Origin of the sequence: Nocardioides sp. Soil774 (genome assembly GCF_001428125.1) — a bacterium.
Taxonomy (GTDB): Bacteria; Actinomycetota; Actinomycetes; order Propionibacteriales; family Nocardioidaceae; genus Nocardioides.
In genome coordinates, this window is sequence record NZ_LMSM01000008.1 from 68016 (window position 1) to 90987 (window position 22972).

18 protein-coding genes are annotated in these 22972 nt (G+C 73.4%); 7 read left to right on the forward strand and 11 right to left on the reverse strand.

Features of this window, described 5'->3' with window-relative positions; all coding sequences use genetic code 11:
* Window positions 1–30: 30 nt before the first annotated feature.
* The 4 genes from ASG76_RS11595 to ASG76_RS11610 form a co-directional block, all read right to left on the reverse strand.
* Window positions 31–294, reverse strand: a complete 264-nt coding sequence (locus ASG76_RS11595; RefSeq protein WP_056603095.1) for a hypothetical protein — start codon at window positions 292–294, stop codon at window positions 31–33.
* 159 nt (window positions 295–453) lie between these two features.
* The gene (locus tag ASG76_RS11600) at window positions 454–3159 is read right to left on the reverse strand and encodes a carboxypeptidase regulatory-like domain-containing protein (RefSeq protein WP_056603099.1); all 2706 of its coding nucleotides are present in this window, start codon (window positions 3157–3159) and stop codon (window positions 454–456) included.
* A 390-nt stretch (window positions 3160–3549) separates the two neighbouring features.
* Window positions 3550–4779 carry a fatty acid desaturase family protein gene (locus ASG76_RS11605; protein ID WP_056603102.1) on the reverse strand — a complete coding sequence of 410 codons (1230 nt, stop codon included), beginning with the start codon at window positions 4777–4779 and terminating at the stop codon, window positions 3550–3552.
* 63 nt (window positions 4780–4842) lie between these two features.
* On the reverse strand, window positions 4843–5973 hold the full coding sequence (locus ASG76_RS11610; RefSeq protein WP_056603105.1) for a ferredoxin reductase: 1131 nt from the start codon (window positions 5971–5973) through the stop codon (window positions 4843–4845).
* 103 nt (window positions 5974–6076) lie between these two features.
* On the opposite strand from ASG76_RS11610, the gene ASG76_RS11615 reads away from it, so the two are divergent.
* Entirely contained in the window at window positions 6077–7258 is a 1182-nt protein-coding gene (locus ASG76_RS11615; protein WP_056603108.1) for a PucR family transcriptional regulator, read from the forward strand.
* A 135-nt stretch (window positions 7259–7393) separates the two neighbouring features.
* Here the strand turns inward: ASG76_RS11615 and ASG76_RS11620 are convergent, their stop codons facing one another.
* On the reverse strand, window positions 7394–8878 hold the full coding sequence (locus ASG76_RS11620; protein ID WP_082587522.1) for an amidohydrolase: 1485 nt from the start codon (window positions 8876–8878) through the stop codon (window positions 7394–7396).
* Window positions 8879–8982: 104 nt separating this feature from the next.
* Here ASG76_RS11620 and ASG76_RS11625 point away from each other — a divergent pair, with 104 nt between their 5' ends.
* Window positions 8983–9642 carry a hypothetical protein gene (locus ASG76_RS11625; protein WP_157559084.1) on the forward strand — a complete coding sequence of 220 codons (660 nt, stop codon included), beginning with the start codon at window positions 8983–8985 and terminating at the stop codon, window positions 9640–9642.
* Entirely contained in the window at window positions 9642–10289 is a 648-nt protein-coding gene (locus ASG76_RS11630) for a hypothetical protein (RefSeq protein WP_056603116.1), read from the forward strand. The genes ASG76_RS11625 and ASG76_RS11630 overlap by 1 nt, the downstream gene beginning before the upstream one ends.
* A gap of 21 nt (window positions 10290–10310) precedes the next feature.
* Here ASG76_RS11630 and ASG76_RS19400 read toward each other — a convergent pair whose 3' ends face one another.
* Window positions 10311–11780: a serine/threonine-protein kinase gene (locus ASG76_RS19400; RefSeq protein ID WP_082587469.1), complete on the reverse strand. Its 1470-nt coding sequence runs from the start codon at window positions 11778–11780 to the stop codon at window positions 10311–10313.
* 20 nt (window positions 11781–11800) lie between these two features.
* Here ASG76_RS19400 and ASG76_RS11640 point away from each other — a divergent pair, with 20 nt between their 5' ends.
* The 3 genes from ASG76_RS11640 to ASG76_RS11650 are packed head-to-tail and all read left to right on the forward strand — an operon-like array spanning window position 11801 to window position 15390.
* The gene (locus ASG76_RS11640) at window positions 11801–12379 is read left to right on the forward strand and encodes an RNA polymerase sigma factor (RefSeq protein WP_056603123.1); all 579 of its coding nucleotides are present in this window, start codon (window positions 11801–11803) and stop codon (window positions 12377–12379) included.
* Complete coding sequence (locus ASG76_RS11645) at window positions 12376–13908, forward strand: M1 family metallopeptidase (RefSeq protein WP_056603126.1); 1533 nt, start codon at window positions 12376–12378, stop codon at window positions 13906–13908. The genes ASG76_RS11640 and ASG76_RS11645 overlap by 4 nt, the downstream gene beginning before the upstream one ends.
* Window positions 13909–13917: 9 nt before the next feature.
* Window positions 13918–15390, forward strand: coding sequence for a carboxyl transferase domain-containing protein (locus ASG76_RS11650; RefSeq protein ID WP_056603127.1), 1473 nt, complete (start codon window positions 13918–13920; stop codon window positions 15388–15390).
* A 113-nt stretch (window positions 15391–15503) separates the two neighbouring features.
* Here ASG76_RS11650 and ASG76_RS11655 read toward each other — a convergent pair whose 3' ends face one another.
* Together ASG76_RS11655 and ASG76_RS11660 are read right to left on the reverse strand one after the other, a co-directional pair.
* Window positions 15504–16532 carry a hypothetical protein gene (locus ASG76_RS11655; protein WP_157559085.1) on the reverse strand — a complete coding sequence of 343 codons (1029 nt, stop codon included), beginning with the start codon at window positions 16530–16532 and terminating at the stop codon, window positions 15504–15506.
* Entirely contained in the window at window positions 16525–17958 is a 1434-nt protein-coding gene (locus tag ASG76_RS11660) for a hypothetical protein (RefSeq protein ID WP_056603133.1), read from the reverse strand. The genes ASG76_RS11655 and ASG76_RS11660 overlap by 8 nt, the downstream gene beginning before the upstream one ends.
* 151 nt (window positions 17959–18109) lie before the next feature.
* On the opposite strand from ASG76_RS11660, the gene ASG76_RS11665 reads away from it, so the two are divergent.
* Window positions 18110–19057: an NAD-dependent epimerase/dehydratase family protein gene (locus tag ASG76_RS11665; protein WP_056603137.1), complete on the forward strand. Its 948-nt coding sequence runs from the start codon at window positions 18110–18112 to the stop codon at window positions 19055–19057.
* A gap of 84 nt (window positions 19058–19141) precedes the next feature.
* On the opposite strand, the gene ASG76_RS11670 is transcribed toward ASG76_RS11665, so the two are convergent.
* Genes ASG76_RS11670 through pdhA form a run of 3 tightly spaced genes read right to left on the reverse strand, consistent with a single transcriptional unit; the run spans window position 19142 to window position 22865 of the window.
* Window positions 19142–20710, reverse strand: coding sequence for a dihydrolipoamide acetyltransferase family protein (locus ASG76_RS11670; protein WP_056603140.1), 1569 nt, complete (start codon window positions 20708–20710; stop codon window positions 19142–19144).
* 12 nt (window positions 20711–20722) lie between these two features.
* Window positions 20723–21709: an alpha-ketoacid dehydrogenase subunit beta gene (locus ASG76_RS11675; RefSeq protein WP_056603143.1), complete on the reverse strand. Its 987-nt coding sequence runs from the start codon at window positions 21707–21709 to the stop codon at window positions 20723–20725.
* Between the two features lies 1 nt (window position 21710).
* Window positions 21711–22865, reverse strand: a complete 1155-nt coding sequence (pdhA, locus tag ASG76_RS11680) for a pyruvate dehydrogenase (acetyl-transferring) E1 component subunit alpha (protein WP_414858323.1) — start codon at window positions 22863–22865, stop codon at window positions 21711–21713.
* Window positions 22866–22972 lie beyond the last annotated feature (107 nt).

Here is a 22972-nt window from a genome sequence, read left to right on the forward strand (position 1 = left end):
GATGCGTGGGTCACACGCGCCGGGAGCAGCTCAGTCGACGGCGACGCGGGGCCGCGGCGCGGTGAGGGTGAGGTCGGCGAACGCGCCGTGGCCCTCGCCGTGGCGCAGGAAGACACGCGAGCGCCGCGGCAGCGGGATGCGCGCCGGCACCGCCTCGTGGATCGGGATCACCTCGGCGGAGGGCTCCGGCACCTCGTCGGGCACCGTGCGGGCGACCAACGACCCGCTGAAGATGTCCAACGCCTTGATGCGTCCTGAGAGGTCCCCGACCTGGTTGTCACGCTCGCGCTTCATCTGCGCACTCCTTCTGTCCCCACCCGGCACGTCCCCCACGGACCGCCTCGTGGACCAAGGCTAGGAGCGGCCGAGGGCACTGTTCACGACTAGGTGAAGCCTTGGCGAAGTCTTCGAGAGACGGTCCAGACCGCCCCGCGAACCGTCAAGACGGTGCGGTCACGCCTGCACGCGTGCGGTGGGGCGGGTGCGTACGACGACCGGGCTGGCGCCGTCGAGGGTCGCGGTGATCCGCACCCGGAGCCGGGCGCCGGCCAGCGCGCGGGTGAGGGTGATCCTGGACCGCGTCGCGCCGCGGATCGTCCGGCCGTCGGCCCGCCACTGATACCTGAGGCGGACCGCGGCAGGCGAGAACGTGACCCGGCGGACCCGGACCACCTCGCCGACCCGGAGGCTGCCCAGGATGCGGGGCGTTCCGTCCTGGCTGATGGCGGCGGGGACGGGAGTCGGGGTGGGCGTGGGCGTCGGGGTGGGAGTCGGAGTCGGCGTGGGCGTCGGAGTCGACGCGGGCGTCGGAGTCGGAGTCGGAGTCGGAGTCGGAGTCGGCGTCGGGCTCGGCGTCGGGCTCGGCGTCGGCGTCGGCGTAGGCGTCGGGCTCGGGCTCGGGCTCGGGCTCGGGCTCTCGGTCTCCGGCGGCGCGACCGCGCGCAGCGTGAAGTCGTAGAACGACGTGTCGCCCGGCCGCACCACCACGTCGAAGCCCTCGTCCACCTCGTCCACGTCGGGCGCGCCCGGCCAGAAGACGACCGCGTGGCGCCCGGCGGTGTCCCTGACGCCGATCCGGTAGGTGCTGCCGCCCACGAGCCCGGGGAACCGGAAGGTGCCCGACGAGTCGAGCGCGGTGTCCAGGGCGACCGCCCATGCGCCGTCGGCGTACGCCCACAGCTCCACGCGCACGGCCTCCAGCGACGCGTCCATGTCGCTGCTCACCCGCCCGGCGATCGCTCCCGGCGCCGACGCGAGCGTGGCGTCGACCGCGGCGGCCGGGCCCTCGGTGACAGCGACGTCGTCCGCGGCGTCGACGGTCGCGCTGTCGTGGTGGAACTCGCCGATCCATGCGCGACCGGCGTCGAAGCCGACACGGTAGGTGCCGACGGGGAGGCCGGTGATGGCGTAGCGGCCGTCGTCGCCGGTGCGGGCGTGGTCGACCGCGGTCCACCTTCCCTCGATCTCGTTCCAGGCGTAGGCGGTGACGTCGACGTCGCGGATCGGTGCGGCGGAGGCGTCCTGCACCCTGCCGTCGATCCCGCCGGTGGGCGTCGGAGCGACGAGGTCGGCGTCGATGCCGGTCAGGTCGGCGGCCGCGGCGACGCTCAGCTCGGTCGCCTCGGGCGCGGTGGCCGCGCCGTCCCACCACCGGTCGCCCAGCGCCCCCGACGGGTCCGTGAAGTGCACGCGATAGGTGCCGGGCACGGCGACGTAGGTGCGGTAGCTGCCGTCGGCGGCGGTCGTGACGTGGTTCATCACCTGCCACCGGCCGTCGTAGAGGATCTCCGGCTCGACCACGATGCCTCCGCGGGGCTGCCCGCCGACGCGGACGGTGCCGGCGATGGTCGAGGTCTCCGCCTTCCGGGTCAGCCCGAAGTCGACCACGACGTCCGCACCGGCCGGCAGCTCGACGCTCGTCGCGTCGTCCACCGAGCGCACGCCGGGGTGGAAGGCGTAGTCATGCGTCTCGTACCCCGTGTCGAAGGCGAGCAGACGGTAGGTGCCCCAGGTGCCGCTGAGCTCGTAGTGGCCGCGGGCATCGGCGTAGGCGTGGGCGCCGGTGGCCTGCCAGGAGGTGCCCTGCAGCTCGTAGAGGTCGATCCGAGCCCAGGGGATCGGGTCGCCGGTGTCGCGGTCGGTGACCGTCCCGCTCAACGTGCTGGGCTCGGTGAGCACGGCGTCGATGCCGCTCGAGTCCTGGCCCGAGACGACGTGCACCGGCGTGGCGGCGTAGCGCGTCGGGGCGTCCTTCCAGTACTCCGACTGCTTGCCGGCGTCGTAGCCGCCGAAGCGCACGACGTAGTCGCCCGTGGTGAGCAGGCCGACGCGGTAGCGGCCGTCGGGGTCGGTGACGGCCTCGAAGTAGCGGGTCTCCATCGTGACGTCGGTGACGACGACCCTGACGCCGCCGATGCCGGCACCGGCCTCGTCGACGACCCTGCCGGCGACCGCACCCCCGGGCAGCAGGTCGACGTCGACGCCCGTCACGTCGTCCCCGTGGCCGACCGTCACGTCCGCGGCGTCGGCCACGAGGCCGGCCGAGGGGTGGAAGGTGTCGACGTAGGGCTCGTCGGGGTGGCTGACTCCCACGCGGTAGGTGCCGGGCGCGAGTCCGTCGAAGGTGTAGCCGGCGTCGGTGTAGCCGGTGCTCGTCGACTTCACCCGTGTCCAGCGGTTGCCGTCGCGGGCGTAGAGGTAGAGGTACGAGTCGACCTCGGGCACGCCGCCGGCCCGCACCTCACCGGAGATCGAGGCGGGCCTGCCCAGCGTGGCGTCGTACGGCCCCGCGACGGTGCCCGCCACCACGGTGACGGGCGTGCCGGGCTCGGAGCCGAAGGCGTCGTCGTAGCGCTCGGTGACCCACGCGCCGCTCGGGTCGGAGAAGGTCAGCTGGTGGGGGCCCGGGTCGAGGGCGTCGAAGACGTAGCGTCCCTCGCTGTCGGTCACGACGGTCGTCGTGTAGCCCTGGTCAGGACGGGCGAGCACCCTGATCCCGGGGAGCGGGCTGCCGTCGGGCGCAGACACCCGGCCGGTGAGCCCGCCCACGCCTTCCGCGGCGGCGCTGCGCGCCGACGAGGGCGAGGACGCCGCCGTCAGGACCAGCGCCGTCGAGACGAGTGCGCTCCAGAGCGCGAGCCAGAGCCGAGACCGAGTCATGTGCTTCCCCCGTGGTGCACGCCACGGCCGAAGCGTCCGGGGTCGTGGGCCAAGGATGCACCACCCGGTGGCTCACGTCCACGGACGGACCGGCGGCCCCCACCCCGCCGGTCCTCCCCCGTCAACGCACCGGCGGACGCGCCGTGGGCCCCCGGTCCACGGACGCGCGCGGGCGCGGCAGCAAAGGCTGCGCTCCTGCGACACGGACGTCGAGCATCGGTGCCTCCACCGAACCGATGCGGATCATCGGTGCCCTCCCTGCGTGCCGGTCCTGCTGGTGCTGATCAGTGTCCCCACGTGCTGCTCCCCCTGGTCGTGCTGTCGACATAGAGGATGCTCGTGGGGCCGTCCTGATACATCCGCGATTGCACGCATGTCCAGACCAGCTGGTCAGGCGGCGCGGGCCTCGCTCTCGAGCTTGCGGCCCAGCAGGCGACGCGTGCGCCGGTCGCCCGTGGCCATCTTGTAGAGGATCGCGAGCTGCTGCGGCGCGTTCTTCCGGTTCGTCGTCTTCAGCCAGCCGTTGGGCAGCGAGAGGCGTACGACCTTGTGCCAGGCCGAGTAGACCTGCGGGACCATCGGGCGCGCGCAGTAGGTGAGGTCGTACTTCTCGAAGAGGGCCTGCACCTTCGGCGCGACCTCGGCGTAGCGGTTGGACGGCAGGTCGGGGAAGAGGTGGTGCTCGATCTGGTGCGACAGGTTGCCGGTCATCAGGTGCAGCGCCTTGGAGCCGGAGATGTTGGCGCTGCCGAGCATCTGGCGGACGTACCACTCGCCCTTGGTCTCGCCCTCGATGGAGCGCTTCTCGAAGGTCTCGACGCCCTCGGGGAAGTGGCCGCACAGGATGACCGAGTTGGACCACAGGTTGCGCACGATGTTGGCGGTGAAGTTGGCCGCGAGGGTGGGCAGGAACGAGCCGGTCGGGATCGACAGCAGCGGGTGGACGACGTAGTCCTTGGTGGCCTGCTTGCGGATCTTGCCCAGCACCTGCTTGGCGCGACGGCGGAACTCGGGGTCCTTGGTCTGCTTCTTCGCGATGACCGCGCCGAGCTCGAGGTCGTAGGCGGCGATGCCGTACTCGAAGAAGACCGCGTTGATGAAGCAGAAGATCGGCTGGGCCAGCGAGGCCGGCGTCCAGGGCTGGTCCTCGTCGACGCGCATGATGCCGTAGCCGAGGTCGTTGTCCTTGCCGATGACGTTGGTGTAGGTGTGGTGCAGCTCGTTGTGGCTGTGCTTCCACTGCTCGGCCGGCGAGGCCATGTCCCACTCCCAGGTGCTGGAGTGGATCTTGGGGTCGCGCATCCAGTCCCACTGGCCGTGGAGGATGTTGTGGCCGATCTCCATGTTGTCAAGGATCTTGGAGACGCTGAGGCCCAGCGTGCCGAGGACCCAGGCGGGCGGGAAGGCACTGAAGAGCAGCACCGCGCGCGAGCCGAGCTCGATCTTGCGCTGGGTGTCGATGACCCGGCGGATGTACGCCGCGTCGGCCGCGCCGCGGCTCTCGAGGACGTCCTGGCGGATCGCGTCGAGCTCGATGCCGATCTGCTCGATGTCGGCCTCGGTGAGGTGGGCGATGGGGTTGTCCTGCCCGAGGACGGACTTCTTCTGGATCGTGGTCATGGGATTTCCTTCCGTGGCGCTGGTCGAGGAGGTCGCTCTGCGACCGTCACGAGACCGGTCTGGTCAGTGGTCGATGTGGCAGGGGCCGGCTGCGGCGTTGATGCAGGTCTGCACCTTGATGTCGCCGGTCTCGCCGGGCACGGCGGTGGTGATCGCACCGTTGCGCAGGTCGCGCACGCTGCCCTCGCGCAGCGGGATGACGCAGCCCATGCAGATGCCCATGCGGCACCCGCTCGGCATGAGCACCCCGGCCTCCTCGGCGGCGTCGAGGATCGGCGTGGCGCCGTCGACCTCGAGGGTGGTGCCGGAGGTGAAGCTCACGGTGCCGCCGTCGCCGGGCTCGACGCGGGCGGTGCGGAACTGCTCGGTCGTCAGCGTGATGCCGGCGGCCTCGTGGTGCGCGGCCAGGGCGTCGAGCAGGCCGGCGGGGCCGCACGCCAGCGTCGTACGCTCGCCGAGGTCGGGCACCAGGTCGGCCAGGTCGTCGACGGCGAGCACGCCGTGCTCGTCGTCGTAGCGCGCGACCAGGCGGATCGCGCCGGCGGCGTCGAGCGCCTCGAGGTCGCGGATGAAGATCGAGTCGGGGTGGCTGGGAGCCACGTGCACGACCACGATGTCGTGGTCGGCGCTGCGGGCCGGGCGCAGCACGCCCTCGTCGGTGCTCGGGAACAGGTTGCGCAGCATGCCGATCACCGGGGTGATGCCCGAGCCGGCGGTCACCATGAGGAACTTGCCGCCCTCGGGCGGCAGGACGAACTCGCCGGCGGCCTGCTCGAGGTGCACCAGGGTGCCGGGCCGGGCCTCGTGCACGAGGTGGTTGCTCACCAGCCCGTCGGGCACGGCCTTGACGGTGATGGAGATGCGGCCGTCGCGGCGCGGACCGTGGGTCAACGAGTAGGCGCGCCACTGGCGTACGCCGTCGATGTCGATGCCGATGCGGAGGTACTGGCCGGGCACGTGGCCCGCCCAGTCGGCGCCGGGGCGGATCACGATGGTGGCGGCGTCGGCGGTCTCGGGCTCGATCGACTCGATGCGACCACGCAGGTCGGCACCGGCGCGCAGGGGCGCGAACAGGTCCATGAAGTCGGCGGGCAGGTAGGGGGTGGTGGCGGCCTCGGCGACGCGGACCAGGCGGTCTCCCACCTTCCTGCCCAGCCGTGCGCCGCGCACCGGCGGCTCGAGAGTCGTGCTCATGAGAACAAATGTCGCGGATCCGGGCGCTGACTTCCTGCCTCGAGCACGTGAATCGGGCGTAGACTCTTGTTCGTCGCGAACAAGATTGACCCCGGGAGGGCCAATGACCTCACGCAGTGTGCGTCCCACCACACAATTGCAGACCGTCGTGGGGCTCGACCCCCACGTGGCCGACGCCCTGCGCTCACGGCTGGCCGACGTCGCCGACCGTGCGGTGCTCACCATCATCGACGAGGTGCCGAGCTACACCGGCGCGCTCACCGGGCGCATGGGCGAGGTGATCCGCAACGCCGTCCAGCTCGCGCTCGGCGGCTTCCTCACCCTCGCCACCCGCCAGGACGCCGACGCCCCCAAGGCGCCGGCCATCGAGGGCGCCTACCAGCTCGGGCGGGGCGAGGCCCGCAGCGGGCGCACGGTCGAGGCGCTGCTCGCGGCCTACCGCGTGGGGGCCCGCGTTTCCTGGCGCGACATGGCCGATGCGGCCGTGGCGGCCGGGATCGACCCCGGCCAGCTCGCCCGCTTCGCCGAGCTGGTCTTCGCCTACATCGACGAGCTCTCGGCCGCCTCGGTCGCCGGGCACACCGACGAGCTCGAGAGCAGCGGACGGGTCCGCCAGCGCAACCTCGAGCGGCTCGCACGGGCCCTGCTCACCGGGGCGCCGGCCGACGCGGTCGCGGCGGCCGCCGAGCGGGCCGACTGGGAGCCGCCCGCCACCCTGACCGCGGTCGTGCTGCCCGAGTCGCAGGTCTCGGCGGCGCTGACCGCGCTCGACCCGGGCACGCTGCAGCCCACCGACGACGTACCCGGCCTGCCCGACGGCCACGCGTCGCTGCTCGTCCCCGGGAGCGGCTCCGCCGGGGCGCGCCCCGCCCTGCTGCGTGCGCTGCGCGACACCGACGCGGTCGTCGGCCCCGGCTCGCCGTGGCTGGAGGCTGCGGCCTCCCACGCCCGGGCGCTGCGGTGCGCGGCCCTCGGCCTGGACGGCCTCGTCGACTCCGAGGAGCACCTCGCCGCGCTCGTGCTCGGCGCCGACCCCGACGCCCGCGCCGACCTGCGCGCGCGGGTGCTCGCTCCGCTGGCCGACCTGCGACCATCGACGGCCGAGAAGCTCACCGACACGCTGCGCAGCTGGCTGCTCCACCACGGGCGCCGCGACGCCGTGGCCGAGGAGCTCTTCGTCCACGCCCAGACCGTGCGCTACCGCGTGCAGCAGCTGCGCGAGGTCTACGGCGACCGCTTGGAGGACCCGGCGTTCGTGCTCGACGCGACGCTCGCGCTGGCGTAGGGCGCTGGCAGCGGGCCAGTGTTGCTGGGCGAGGAGGCGGGCCGGCGGCGCTGTAACGCCGGGTTAGTGCTTATAGGGACCCCGTTGCACCATGGGTAGAACAAGCACCAACCCGGCGTTACAGCAGGGCCGCACTCAGCCCCGCTCGTACGCCGCCTCGCCGGCCACCCAGGTCACCGCGACCCGGTCGGCGAAGGCCTGCAGGCGCCGGGCGTGCTCGCGGTCGGAGCCGCCGTCGAGCGGGTCGGCGTCGAGCAGGACGAGGTCGCCCGGGTGCCCGACGGCGACCGTGCCCCAGCCGTCGGTCGAGGCGGCGAGCGCCTCGCGGGCGGTGATCGACTGCTCGGGGTGCCACGGCTCACGGTCGTCACCGGAGCGGTGGACCGCGGAGGCGACGGCCAGCCAGGGGTCGAGCGGCGAGACGGGGGCGTCCGAGCCGAGGACGACGTCGACACCGTCGTCCAGCATCCAGCGCAGCGGGAAGCAGCGCTCGGCGCGACCGGGCCAGAGCCGCTCGGTGACGTCGCGGTCGTCGAGCAGGTGGGCGGGCTGCACGCTGGCGCGCACGCCGAGCTCGGCCATGCGGCGTACGTCGTCGCGGGTGGTGAGCTGCACGTGCTCGATGCCGCCGCGGGCGCCGGTGTCGGCGAAGGCGGCGAGGGCCTCGGTGACCGCGCGGTCACCGATGGCGTGCACCGCCACGTCGAGGCCACCGGCGGCGGCGCGCGCGAGGAGCGAGCGCAGCTCCTCGGGGGTCTGGTTGGGCTGGCCCTCCTCAGCGCCCGGCACGGCCTTCTCGGCGTAGGGCTCGCAGCACCAGGCGGTGCGGGTGTTGAGCGAGCCGTCGCTGATGATCTTGAGCGGGCCCATGGTCAGGCGCGGGTCGTCGTCGAGCGGGTCGCCGGAGCGCAGCCCGCGGGCGAGCACGTCGTCGAGGCCGTCGGCGTAGCAGGCGTGCCGGATCCGCAGCAGGTCGGCGCCCCCGCTCCACCGGGCCACCCAGTCGGCGACCCCGCCGCTGAACTCGAGGTCGACGAGGCCCACCACGCCCTGTGCGGCGGCGGCCTCCATCGAGCGGCGGTAGGCCTCCGGGCTGGTGCCGTCGGAGCCCACGACCGCCGCGAGCCGGCCGTAGGCCAGGAACCACTCGGCCTCGGTGACCACGCTGTCCCGGGTCGGCAGGGCAAGCATGTGCAGGGCGGTGGTGTTGAGCCAGCCGTGGTGGCCGTCGCCGGCGATCAGCACGATCGGCTGGTCGGTGTCGATGGCGTCGAGGTCGGAGACGGTCGGGTTGTCCGGCCACGCCGTGGGCCGGTGTCCCCACCCGATGACCGGGAGGTCGGGCCACTGCTCGAGCCGCTCGCGCACGAGCGTGACCGCGTCGGCGCTGGAGCGCGCCGGCCCGAGGTCGAGGCGCGCCGAGGCGAGCGTCCACTGGCCGAGGTGCACGTGCTGGTCCCACAGCCCGGGCATCAGCCAGCGCCCGCCCGCGTCGTACGACGTCCCGCGGGGCGCGAGGTCAGCGCCCACCTCGACCACGCGGCCGTCCTCGAGGCGTACGTCGACGGGGCCGGGGACGGTCTCGGTGACGGCGACGAGGTGGGCGTTGCGGATGAGCACGGGACCACCGTAGGAGGTGCAGGTCACCCCTGCGCGACGACCCCGCGCGCGCACCCGGGGCGGCGGCTGGACCAGACCACCCCGAGGGGCGACATACTGTCCGGGTGGAGTGGCGGGGGGCTGCAGTGCTGGTCGCGCTCCTGGCCGTCGGCGCCGGGAGCGGCTTCGCCGCGTCCGCACAGACCCGCGACACCTCCATCGGCACCGGAGTGGCCGCCCCGGTGCCCGCCGCGGGCCCGGACATGCCGATCGAGGCGCCCCGTCCCTACCAGCCAGACCCCGACGACCCGCCCCTCGAGGCCGGCATCGCGATGCGGCGCGAGACGCTGGGCAGCGGCAAGTTCGAGATCACCTTCCCCGCCCCGGTCGGCTGGAGCACGAACGCCAACGCCACCAACGAGTGGAAGCTGAAGAAGCCCGGCACGTCCAACAACAGCTACGTGATGCGCATCGAGCAGATCAACAGCCAGGACATCACCATCGAGGACGCCATCAACATCCGCATCGAGCGCCTCGGCGCCGAGCAGGACGACGTCTCGATCAAGGACCGCGGCGCGAGCTCGCTGGAGTACACCTACCGCAGCAACGAGGGCAACAAGCGCCACAGCTTCATGCGCTGGCTCGACCTCGACCAGAGCGGCCAGGCCGACGTCGAGATCGTCGTGCACGGCCGCGAGATGGACGTGCCCGGGAGCCGGGCGCTCATCCGGCGGGTCGCCGACGGCATGCGCGGCGCCACCGCGCAGGCGATCGAGCTGCCCTGATGGGCGTCCCGGTCCGCCGCTGGGCGGGCGTGCTCGCGGTGCTGCTGGTCACCGGCCTGGTCACCGGCTTCGGCGCGTCCTGGGCGCTGGGCGAGAACCCCCGCGGCGACGGCACGGCGGCACCGGTCGCGGCCGCGTCGCCCAGCCTGCCCGTCGACCCGGTCCCCGAGCTGTTCCGCGACCCGGCGTACCCGCCCCTGGAGCCCCGCCTCAGGATGGTGAGGGGACAGGTCGGCACCGGCGACTTCCAGATGGTGCTGCCGGTGCCGCGGGGCTGGGACTTCTCGGAGAACTCGCTCAACGAGTGGCAGTGGCGCCCGCCCGGCCAGCCGTCCTTCGGCTACGTCATGCGCGTCGAGCAGGTGCTGAGCAACCGGCGCTCGATCGACTGGACCCTCAACCGGCGCATCGCCGAGCTCTACGAGGACGAGTCCAACGTGAGGATCCTCGGCCAGGACGACGGGCGGCTGCACTTCTCGTACGTCACCAGCAACCACCTGCGCAACGGCTACCTCACCTGGCTCGACCTCACCGGCTCCGACAACGCGCAGGTGGAGATCGCGGTCACCGGCCGCGCCGTCGACGAGGAGGGCATGGCCGACCTCATCTCCCGCGTCGCCTCGGGGATCCGGCTCGGCGGAGACTGACCGCACCGGTCGTCGGGCGTCTCAGATGCCCGACACGGTGACGGAGTCGAGCACCTGGTTGGCGGTGGCCCGCTCGTCGCTGCGGACCTGCACCCACAGCAGCTGGCTGGAGTTGACCTGGATGACGCGCTCGACCATGACGTCGGCGCCGGGACAGCCGCTGAAGAAGACCGTCATCGACGCGTCGCCGTCGCGCTGGTCGCGGATCAGGCCACCGGGCGCGTCGACGCACTCCTTGTGCTGCGGCACGCGCGAGGGCAGCTTGTCGGAGGCGAGGATGCCGACGAAGACGCCGGGCGACGGGTCGTCGGCGGAGTTCCAGCCGGCCCGGCTGCCCGAGGCCAGCGACGGCTGGGCCTGCTCGCCCTCGACGGGGGTCCACTGCTCGGGGTCGACCTGGGCGGTCCACGACTCCGGCACCGTCACCGAGATCGTGCCCGTGCGGTCCGCGACGGTCCGCGTCGCGGTGCTCGTGCGCTCGAGGGTCCAGCCGGCCCCGGCGCCCACCGCGAGCACCAGCAGCGCGGCCACGACCGCCGCCGGACGCCGGGCCCGCCGCCACCGCCCCCCGGGCCGCAGCGGCGCCGCGTCGACGTCGCCGGCCGTGGTGGCAGCCGGCGGCTCGGCGCGCGTGAGGTCGGGGTCGATCGGCACCCACGTGCGCGGGGCATCCTCGACCTGGCCGCCCATCGCCTCCACCAGCGCGGCGGTGAAGGACGCGACGTCGTCGAAGCGGTCGTCGCGGTCGCGGGCCAGCGCGCGCAGCACGACCGCCTCGGCCTCGGCGTTGTCGATGCCCATCGGCGGCGGCGGTGCGGGGTCCTCGGCCGCGGACAGGCTGGTGTGGGAGAACGGCTGGCGGCCCGCCAGGAGGTAGTAGCCGAGCGCGGCCAGCGAGAACTGGTCGGCGCGGCCGTCCAGGCCCTCGCCGCGGGCCTGCTCGGGGGCGACGTACGTCGGGGTGCCGCCGACCATGGTCAGCCGCGACGACATGTCCATCGCCTTGCCGAGGCCGAGGTCGCCGACCATGGCGACGACCTGCGCGCCGCCGGGGTGCTCGACGCTGCGGAACAGCACGTTGGCGGGCTTGACGTCGCGGTGCAGCACCCCGCGGTCGTGCAGCGCGCTGAGCCCCTTGCCCACCTGGTCGATCACGGCCAGGGCCTCGCCGGGCGTGAGGGTGGCCAGCTCGAGGCGGTCGGCCAGCGTGCCCTGGTCGGCGTAGGCCATGACGAGGAAGGGGCGGTCGTCGGCGAGCTCCCCGGCGTCGTAGACGGTCACCACGTGGGGCGACTCGACCTTGCGCAGGAAGCGTCCCTCCTCGATGAAGCGCTGGCGGATGTGCAGGTCGCCCGCCCAGTTGTCGGCGAGCACCTTGATCGCCACGGGCGAGTCGAGGTGCTCGTCGTGCGCGAGCCAGACGGTCGCGAAGGCCCCGGACCCGATGCGACGCCGCACCGGGTACCGACCGAGACGAGAGGGAGCGGACACCCGGGCATTATCGTGCAGGCGTGAGCAATACGGGGGACCACGGTGCCGCACTCGCGCCGGACGACATCGACGACCTGGCCCGACGGGCGCGCGACGGCGACCGTGAGGCGCTGGAGATGCTGCTCGCCGCGGTGCGCCCGCGGGTGCTCAACATCTGCCGCGGGGTGCTCCCCTACTCCAGCGACGCCGAGGACGCGTGCCAGGAGGCGATGCTCAACGTCGCGACCAAGATCCACACCTGGGGCGCGCGGGGCCGCTTCACGACCTGGCTGCACATCGTGTCGGTCAACAGCGCGCGCACGACGTACCGCCGGCTGAAGAACCTCGCCGTCCCGACCGACTTCGAGGACGGCGCCCACGACCGTCCCGACCCGCGCACCACCAGCGTGATCGCCGGCACCCGCCTCGACCTGCTCGAGGCGATGGAGACCATCGAGGTCGACCACCCGCAGTACGTCGAGCCGCTGCTGCTGCGCGACGTCTACGGCCTGCCCTACGACGAGATCGCCGCGCTGGTCGACGCCCCGCTCGGCACCGTCAAGGCGCAGATCCACCACGGCCGCAAGCTGGCCCGCCCGTTGCTGCGCGGCGACCGGTGACCCGCCACCGCGGCGCCCGGGGGCTCGCGCTCGTCGCCTCGGTCGCCGTCCTGGCCGCCTGCTCCACCGAGGCAGGCACACCGGACGACCTCGTCACCCCCGCCGCCACGCAGGCCGTGGACCAGTCCGACGGCGACGCGCCCGCACCGGCCTCGGCGCCCACCGTCACCGACGCGGTCGAGCCCGACCTCGACCTCGCCGTCTCCGAGCCCCGCGAGGACAGCGTCTACCCCGCCGTCGGCGACCCGCGGGTCGACGCCCTCCACTACGACCTCGACCTGTCGTGGGACGCCGTCGCGCGGCGCCTCACCGGGCACGCCGTCGTGACCTTCCGCGCCACCCGCCGCGCGCCGCGCTTCCAGCTCGACCTCTCCCCCGCCCTCACCGTCGGCCGCGTCACCCTCGACGACGAGCCCGTGCGGTTCGCCCGCCGCGGCAAGGACTTCGTCGTGCAGGCGCCGGTGAGCGCCGACCAGCGCTACGAGCTGGCCCTCGACTACGTCGGCACGCCGCGGCCGGCGCCGGCGCCGACGACGCGCAGCGACTTCTCGACGACCGGCTTCACCGTCACCGACACCGGCGAGGTGTGGACGATGCAGGAGCCCTACGGGGCCTACACCTGGTACCCCGTCAACGACCAGCCCTCCGACAAGGCGCTCTACGACATCACCGTCCACGCACCGGCCCCCTGGACCGGGATCTCCAACGGCGCGCTGACACAGCTGAGCACCGACGAGGACGGCACCACCACCTCGTGGCAGCTCACCGAGCCGGCCGCGTCCTACCTCGTCACCCTCGCGATCGGCGACTACGCCCACGGCTCCAGCACCACCGACGACGGCCTGCGCGTCGACTACTGGACGCCGCGGGGCATGGTGCAGCGCCTGGGCCGGCTGCGGACCGCGTCGGCGTCGGTCGACTGGATCGAGGACAAGCTCGGGCCCTACCCCTTCGACACCCTCGGCCTCGTCGTCACCGACTCGCAGAGCGCGATGGAGACCCAGACCATGGTCACGCTCGGCAACAGCGACTACGTCCTGTCGCCGCCGGTGATCGCGCACGAGCTGGTGCACCAGTGGTTCGGCGACCAGGTCTCGCCCGCCGACTGGCGCGACGTGTGGCTCAACGAGGGCATGACGATGCTCATGCAGTGGCTCTACGAGGACGAGCACGACGTACGTCCGCTGCGCACCGCGCTGCAGGGCGCGCGGTTCGCGGACCGCGGGCTGCGCGCGGAGTACGGCCCGCCCGGCGACTACGACCCGGCGCAGTTCGGCGGCTCCAACGTCTACTACACGCCCGCGCTCATGTGGAACGAGCTGCGCGTGGCCCTCGGCGACGACGAGTTCTTCCGGATCGCCCGCGCGTGGCTGGCCGCCCACGACAACACCTCCGTGACCCGCGAGCAGCTCTACGACCACTGGGAGAGCGAGACCGGCCTCGAGCTGTCGGCGTTCTTCGACGCGTGGATCATGGGCCGCACCACGCCGAAGCCGGGAGTGCCCGGAGCTGAGCCGCGTCGCGGCTAGCCTCGCTGGATGAGCCGCCTCTCCGCCCACGACCTCATCGACCTGGTCCTCGACGAGGGCTCCTGGACCTCGTGGGACACCCCGCCCGCCCGCGACGGCGTCAGCGAGGCGTACGCCGCCGAGCTGGCCGCCGCGGCCGAGAAGTCCGGCGTCGACGAGTCGGTGCTCACCGGCGAGGCGCGCATGCACGGGCGCCGCATCGCGGTGCTCGTGGGCGAGTTCGGCTTTCTGGCGGGCTCGATCGGCCGGGCCGCGGCCGACCGGATCGTCGCCGGCATCGAGCGCGCCACCCGCGAGGGCCTGCCGCTGGTCGCGGCGCCGGTGAGCGGCGGCACGCGCATGCAGGAGGGCACGCCCGCCTTCGTGCAGATGGTGCGGATCTCGGCGGCCGTGGCGGCCCACCGCACCGCGGGCCTGCCCTACCTCGTCTACCTGCGCCACCCCACGACCGGCGGCGTGATGGCCTCGTGGGGATCGCTCGGCCACGTGACCGTCGCCGAGCCGGGTGCGCTGGTCGGCTTCCTGGGCCCCCGGGTCTACGAGGCGCTCTACGGCAAGAAGTTCCCCGAGGGCGTGCAGACCTCGGAGAACCTCTACGCCCACGGCATCGTCGACGCGGTCCTGCCGCCCGAGGAGATCGCCGACATCCTCGACCGCGCGCTCACCATCTTGATGGCCGCGCGCGAGGGCGTCGCGCCGGTGGCCGACCCCGGGCAGGAGGACGTGCCCGACGTCGACACGTGGGACTGCGTGACGCGCTCGCGGCGCCCCGACCGGCCCGGCGTACGCCGTCTGCTGCGCTACGCCGCCAGCGACGTCGTGCCGCTCAACGGCACCGGCCAGGGCGAGCGCGACCCCGGCCTGTTGATCGCGCTGGCGCGCTTCGGCGAGGCGCCGTGCGTCTTCCTGGGCCAGGACCGGCGCGGGCAGACCACCGACCACCCGATGGGCCCCGAGGCGCTGCGCGAGGCCCGGCGCGGCATGCGGCTGGCCTCGGAGCTGGGGCTGCCGCTCGTCACCGTCATCGACACCCAGGGCGCCGCGCTGTCGGCCGACGCCGAGAACGGCGGGCTCGCCGGCGAGATCGCCCGCTCCCTCGCCGACCTCGTCACCCTGGATGCGCCCACGCTGTGCCTGATGCTCGGGGAGGGCAACGGTGGCGGCGCACTGGCGCTGCTGCCCGCCGACCGGGTCGTCGCCGCGCAGCACGCGTGGCTCTCACCGCTCCCGCCCGAGGGCGCCTCCGCGATCGTGCACCGCGACCTCGACCACGCGGCCGAGATGGCGCGCGCGCAACAGGTGCGCGCGCTCGACCTCTACCGCCGCGGCATCGTCGACCGCATCGTCGCCGAGAAGCCCGACGCCGCCGACGAGCCGGAGGAGTTCTGCCGGCGCGTCGGTGCGGTGCTCGAGCACGAGCTCAGCGCGCTGCTGGCGTCGGGTCCGGGGTCGGCGCAGAAGCGGGCGCGGCGCTACGTGTGATCGGCCCGAGCGGTGCGTGAGGAGGGTTCTGGGCCCGGGGAAGCCGCCTCACTCACCGCCGACTCAGCGGGCGGTGTGTGAGGAGGGTTCTGCAGTGCCCGAACCCTCCTCACTCACCGCTCCTCGGCGGACTCCTCGGGCGCGTCGGAGCGCTCGGCGGCCTCGGCAGCCGCCTCCTCCTGGGCCTCGACGACCTCGGCCTCGGTGACGGCCTCCGGTACGTCGTCCTCGCCGGCGCTGGCCGCCGGAGCCATCCCGACGCCGGGCACGCTGGTGCCGCTGAGGGTGGCGAGCATCTGGCGCACGTTGGAGAGCTGGGCGTTGATGCTGTCGCGGCGCTGCCCGGCCGCGGCCAGCTCGCGATCGGACTCCGCGCGCACCCGGTCGGCGGTGGCGCGAGCCTCGGCGACCATCGTGGTGGCGCGCTCCTCGGCGTCGGCGAGCATCCGCGCCACCTTCGCCTCGGCCTCGCTGCGGCTGCGCTCCATCGCGGCCTCGGCGTCGCGGTTGCGCGCGGTCATCGCGTCGAGCTCGGCCTGGCTGGCGGCCTGCTGGGCCTGGAACTCCGAGGTGGCCTTCTGCCGGCGCTCGGCCAGCGTGGTCTCGAAGTCGGCGGCGGCCTGCGCGGCCTGGGCGCGGGCCTCCTCGTGCAGCGCCTCGGCCTCGGCCCGACGGGCGGAGGCGTCCCGCTCGGCGGCGTCGCGCTCGGAGTCGGCGGCCGTGCGCGCGTCGGCGAGCACGCGCGCACCCTCGGCCTCGGCGTCGCGCCGGGTCTCCTCGGCGTAGCGGTCGGCCTCGGCGCGCAGCGCGGCGACCTCGGCCTCCGCGTCCTTGCGCAGCGCCTCGACCTCGCCCCGCACGCGGTCGCGGACCTCTGCCGCCTCTGCCTCGGCGAGCGACAGGATCTGGCCGATGCGCTCACCGAGGTGGGCGTACGTCGGCAGCTCGGGCTCGTGCGCCTCCCGCGAGACGAGCGCCTCGCGCGACGCGGCCGCCTCCGACCGGGCCTGCTCGGCGGCGGCCTCGGCCGCCTCGAGCCGCTTCTGGAGGGCGGCGGCCTCCCCGCGGGCCTGGGCGATGGCGCGCTCGACCTCGGTGGGGTCGTAGCCGCGGCGCACGGACGTGAACATCTCTTCAGGCATCGGAGTTCTCCTGGTCGGGGGTCTGGCTGGAGGAGCTGGGGGCGCCCGTCGCACGCTCGGGCACCGACAGTGCCTCGATGACGCCGGAGAGCCGGGCCAGCTCGGCGGCGATGCTGTCGCGCTGCGTCTGCAGCTGGGCGATCTCGGCGCGGGCCCGCTCCACCGCGCGGCGGGCGCCGTCGCGCAGCTGGTCGGCCTCGGCCCGGCCGTCGGCGACCATGGCGAGCGCCTCCTCGCGGGCGCTGCGCCGGTCCTCGGCCGCCTCGGCCCGGCTGCGGGTGACCTCCTCGGCGACCAGGGCACGCAGCCTCGCCGCGCCGCTCTCGGCCTCGGCGCGCCGGCGCTCGAGGCGCTCGACGGCCCGCTCGGACTCGTCGGTCGCGTCGGCCATGATGCGCTCCGCCTCGGTGTGCGCCTGCTCGAGCACCGCCTTGGCCTCCGCGGTCCGCTCGGCGGCGGCCTGGGAGGCGGCGTGCTCGATCTCGGCGGCGCGCTGCTTGCCCTCGGCGAGCTCGATGGCCACGCGAGCGTCGATCGCCGCGATGATGCCGTGGGCGCGCTCGCGTGCGCGGCGTACGTGGTCGCCCGCGTCGGCATGGGCGGCCTTGCGGATCGAGTCGGCCTCGGTGGCCGCGCCGGCGAGCACCGACTGCACCGTCTGGGTGGCCCACTCGGTCTGCTCGGAGGCGTGACGCAGCTTGTCGTCGCTCTCGGCGCGCGCAGCTGCGAGGGTCTCCTCCGCAGCGAGGCGCATCTGCTCCACCTCGGCGCCCGTGGTGCGACGCAGGTCCTCGACGTGGAGCGACGCCTCGTCACGGATCCGCGCCGACTCGGCCGACGCGCTGGCGCGCAGCGTCTCGGCCTCGGCCGTGGCGGAGTCCAGGTGCTGCTGGCCAGCGGCACGTGCCTCCTCGACCAGACGGGCCGCCGTCTCCTGCGCGCCGGTGACTGTCTGCTCGGCCTCGACGCGAGCGGCCTCGAGCAGCGCGTCGCGCTCGGCCGCCGCGCTGTCGCGCAGCTCTTGCGACTCGGCGCGGAGCGACACGGCGTCGTCGGCGGCCTGGGCGCGCAGCTTCTCGCTCTCGGCGCGGGCCGCCTCGACCTGCTGGTCGCGGGCGCTCCCGGCCGCGGTCATCAGCAGCGAGGCCTGCTCGTTGGCGTCGAGCACGATCGTGGCGGCCTCCTCCGAGGCGCCGGCGAGGACCTCCTCGGCCTGCTTGCGCGCCCGCGCGGCCTCCGCCCGGTCGCGCTCGGCCTCGGCCATCAGCCGGCGGGCCTCAGCGCGCAGCGTGGCCAGGTCGGCGGTGAGCCGCTCGGCCTCCTCGCGGGCCTCGCTCTGCAGCTGGTCGGCCACCTGCTGGGCACGCGCCAGCAAGGTCGCCGTGCTGGGCTCGCCGGAGGCGGCCGTGGCGGCGTCGAGAGCCATGCGCCCGCTCCTTCGTGTGCGTTCCGAGACCCTCATCCTCGCAGGCCACCCCTGCGGGTGACAAAGGGGCAGACACAGGGGCGGTCGGCACTGTTGCGCCCAGAGCGAAACGCCTTGCCGCCCACGCTGCCGGGCCGGTGGAGTGGGGGTCATGAAGCTCCTCGTCCTCGGCGGAAGCAAGTTCCTCTCACGTGAGACCGCGGCGCAGGCCCTGGCCCGCGGGTGGGACGTGACGTGTGCGTGCCGCGGCGAGTCGGGCACCGTGCCCGAGGGCGCCACCCACCTCCGGTGGGACCGCGCCGAGCCGGCTCCCGCCGAGCTGGCTGACGGCGACTGGGACGCCGTGGTCGACGTCGCGCGCCACCCCTCGCACGTGCGCCGCGCGGTCGAGGCGGCGCCGGCGGCGCACTGGGTGTTCGTCTCGACGATCAGCGTCTACGCCGACAACTCCTCAGCCGCCATGGAGCCGCTGGTCGAGGCGATCACCGACGACGTCGACCTGGCCGAGGACCCCGAGGCCTACGGCGGCATGAAGGTCGCCTGCGAGCAGCTGGTGGTCGACGCCGCGGCGTCCGCGGTCGTCGTACGCCCCGGGCTCATCGTCGGTCCGGGCGACCCGACGGGACGCTTCGCGCACTGGCCGCAGCGGTTGGCGCGCGGCGGCGAGGTGCTGGCGCCGGGTGCGCCCGACGACGTGGTGCAGGTGATCGACGTGCGCGACCTGGCCACGTGGCTGCTCGACCTCGCCGAGGCCCGCACGACCGGCGCCTATGACGCGGTCGGCGAGCCGATGCCGTTCGCCGACCTGCTCGCGGGCGTGGCGTCCGGCGTCGGGGCCGACCCGCGGCTCACCTGGGTCGACCAGGACTTCCTCGAGGCGCACGAGGTCGCGCCGTGGGCGGGCGAGGGCTCGCTGCCGCTGTGGCTCCCGCGCCCGGAGTACGACGGCATGCTGGCGCACGACCCCGCACCGGCGCTCGCCGCCGGGCTGCGGCTGCGACCGGTGGCCGAGACCGCACCGGGCTGCCTCGACTCCCCGGTCGTCGCGCTGTCGGCCGAGCGGGAGGCCGAGGTGCTCGCCGCCTGGCACGCCCGGTGACCTCGGGGTAGTGAGGGACGTTCCGGTAGGAAGGTCGGCCGATCGCCGACCAGAACGTCCCTCACTACCCCGGACAGAGATCGGTCAGAAGAGCAGCGCGGTGCCCGGGTCCTGCAGGATGCCGGCCACGTCGGCGAGGAAGCGCGAGCCCTTCTCACCGTCGATGTGACGGTGGTCGAACGACAGCGCCAGCGTCGTCACGTCGCGCACCACGATCTCGCCGGTGGCCTCGTCGACCCACGGCCGCTTGTTGATCGCGCCGAAGCACAGGATCGCGGACTCGCCGGGGTTGATGATCGGCGTACCGGCGTCGACGCCGAAGACGCCGACGTTGGTGATGGTGAAGGTGCCGCCCGCCATCTCGGCCGGCTGCGTCTTCCCGTCGCGGGCGGTGGCGGTGAGCTCGCCAAGCGCGCCGGCCAGCTCGACCATCGACATCGCGTCGGCGTCCTTGACGTTGGGCACCACCAGGCCGCGCGGCGTGGCGGCCGCGATGCCGAGGTTGACGTAGTGCTTGTAGACGACCTCCTGCGCGGCGTCGTCCCAGAACGAGTTGATCTCCGGGGTCCGCTTCATCGCCATCAGCACCGCACGCGAGAGCACGAGCAGCGGGCTGATCCGCACGTCCTTGAGCTCGCGCCGCGCCTTGAGCCGGTCGACGAGCTGCATCGTGGCGGTCACGTCGACGGTGACCCACTCGGTGACGTGCGGGCTGGTGAAGGCCGACTGGCTCATCGCCGTCGCCATCATCTTGCGCACGCCCTTGATCGGCTCGCGCGTCTCGCGCTCCCCGGACGCCTGGTCTCGTGACGGTCGCTGGGCGACCTCCTCGACCGACGTCGTCCGGGCCGTGGCGGATCCGGAGACGGCACCCTGCACGTCGTCGCGGGTGATCGAGCCCGAGGGGCCCGAACCGGTCAGGGTCGTCAGGTCGACGCCGAGGTCCTTGGCGAGCTTGCGCACGGGCGGCTTCGCCAGCGCCCGTACGTCGCCCGCGCCGACCTGGGCGGCTGCCGGGACGAGCGCCTCGGCGGGCGCGGCCGCGGGCGCGGGCCGCTGGTCGACGGCCGGCACCGGCGGCTCGTCGGCCGGCAGCACGTCCTGCGACTGGGCCCCGCCCGGGGAGAACGCGCCCTGCACCTGCATCTGCGTCTGGGCGCCGGCGTCGGTGCTCGGCGACGCGGAGCCGCGGCGGGCCCGGCGCATCGGACCGCGCTCGGCCTTGATCCGCCCGACGAGGGAGGCACCCTCCATCGAGCCGGAGGCAGCCGGGTTGGACAGGTCGATGTCGGCCGGGTCGACCTGCTGGGCAGCCTCGGCCGCACCCGCCTGCTGACCTGCCTTCTGCGCGATCCCGAGATAGGGGTCGGACTCGGTCTGCTCGGCCGGGGCGGCGGTGGGAGCCGACGGCTCCTCACCCGGAGCGCCGACCGAGATGATCGGCGTGCCGACGGGGACGGTCTCGCCCTCGGCGACCAGGAGCGCCAGGACGGTGCCCTCGAACGGTGAGGGCAGCTCGACGAGCGACTTGGCGGTCTCGATCTCGACGATCACGTCGTTGATCTCGATGGTGTCGCCGACCTTGACCTTCCAGGCCACGATCTCGGCCTCGGTGAGGCCCTCGCCGACGTCGGGGAGGAGGAACTCAGACATCTCGGATCCCTCTCAGAACGCGAAGGTGCGGTCGACGGCGTCGAGCACACGGTCGAGGTCGGGGAGGTACTCCTCTTCGATCCGCGACGGCGGGTAGGGCATGTCGAAGGCGCCGACGCGCAGCACCGGGGCCTCGAGGGAGTAGAAGCACTCCTCGGTGACCCGGGCCGCGACCTCGGCACCCATGCCGAGGTTGACGTGCGCCTCGTGGGTGACGACGCAGCGACCGGTGCGGCGTACGGACTCGTAGACCGGCTTCATGTCCAGCGGCGACAGCGTGCGCAGGTCGATCACCTCGAGGTTGCGGCCCTCGGACGCGGCGGCCTCGGCTGCCTTGAGCGCCGTCTTCACCGTCGGGCCGTAGGCCAGGACGGTGGCGTCGGTGCCGGGACGCACCACGCGCGAGGTGAACAGCGGCTCGGGCGTGGCCGACTCGTCGAGCTCGGCCTTGTCGGCGTGGTACTGGCGCTTGGGCTCGAAGAAGATGACCGGGTCGTCGTGGGCGATGGCCTGCTGGATCATCCAGTAGCCGTCGACGGGGTTGGAGCAGGCCACGACCTTGAGGCCGGGGGTGTGCGCGAACTGCGCCTCCGGGCTCTCGGAGTGGTGCTCGACCGCGCCGATGCCGCCGCCGAAGGGGATGCGGATGACGATCGGCATCTTCACCTTGCCCTGCGAGCGGTAGGTGTACTTCGCGACCTGGCACACGATCTGGTCGTAGGCGGGGTAGACGAACCCGTCGAACTGGATCTCGATGACGGGGCGGTAGCCGCGCAGCGCCATGCCGACGGCAGTGCCGACGATGCCGGACTCCGCGAGGGGTGAGTCGATGACGCGGTCCTCGCCGAAGTCCTTCTGCAGGCCGTCGGTGATGCGGAAGACGCCGCCGAGCTTGCCGACGTCCTCGCCCATGAGCAGGACCTTGTCGTCGGCCTCCATCGCCTTGCGCAGGCCCATGTTGAGGCCCTTGGCGAGAGTGATCTTCTGAGTGGTGCTCATCTCAGTGGGCTCCTTCGAACGACGCGAGGTAGGCCGCGAAGCCGTCGCGCTGGGCGGCGATCTCCTCGGTCATCTCGGTGAAGACGTAGCCGAACTGGTCCATCGGCTTCGGGTCGGGCAGCGCCTTGCACCCCTCGCGGAGGTGGTGGCCCATCTCCTTGGCCTCGGCGTCGAGGTCGTCGAAGAACTGCTGGTCGACCAGGCCGTTGCGGCGCAGGTAGACCTTGAGCCGCTCGATCGGGTCCTTGAGCTTCCAGTGCTCGAGCTCGTCGTTGAGGCGGTAGCGGGTGGGGTCGTCGGTCGTGGTGTGCGCGCCCATCCGGTAGGTGTAGGCCTCGACGAACGACGGACCGTTGCCCTCGCGGGCGCGCTGCAGCGCGGCCTTGGTGACGGCGTACGTCGCCAGCACGTCGTTGCCGTCGACGCGGATGCCCGGGAAGCCGAAGCCCAGCGCGCGCTGGTAGAGCGGGATGCGGGTCTGGCGCTCGATCGGCTCGGAGATGGCCCACTGGTTGTTCTGGCAGAAGAACACCACGGGCGCGTTGTAGGAGGCCGCGAAGATGAACGCCTCGTTGACGTCGCCCTGCGAGGAGGCGCCGTCGCCGAAGTGGGCGATCACGGCCGAGTCGCGCTCGGGGTCGCCGGTGCCGACCACGCCGTCGCGCTGCATGCCCATGGCGTAGCCGGTGGCGTGCAGGGTCTGGGCGCCGATGACGATCGTGTAGAGCCCGAAGTTGTTCTCGTTGGGGTCCCAGCCGCCCTGGTCGACACCGCGGAACAGCCCGAGCAGCCGCAGCGGGTCGACGCCCTTGCAGTAGGCGACGCCGTGCTCACGGTAGGTCGGGAAGACGTAGTCCTGGGGGCGCAGCGCGCGGCCGGCGCCGATCTGGGCGGCCTCCTGGCCGAGCAGCTGGGCCCAGATGCCGAGCTCGCCGTGGCGCTGGAGCGCCGTGGCCTCGACGTCGATGCGCCGGGTCAGGACCATGTCGCGGTAGAGGCCACGCAGCTCCTCGGCCGAGAAGTCGTGGTCGAACTCCGGGTGGTGGACGCGCTCACCCTCGGGAGTGAGGAGCTGGACGAGCTCGGGGCCACCGTCGGACTGGGACGGTCCGAAGACGTCCGCCAGGTCGGGGCCGAAACTCTCATGTTCGGACAACGGGCTCTCCTTCAACAGCTAGCGGCGGTCCCGGGATCGCCGGACGCCGACGGCTTGCAGCGTGGTCGTCGGCGTGTGTGACCCCGACCACATGGTGGCGCTCAACG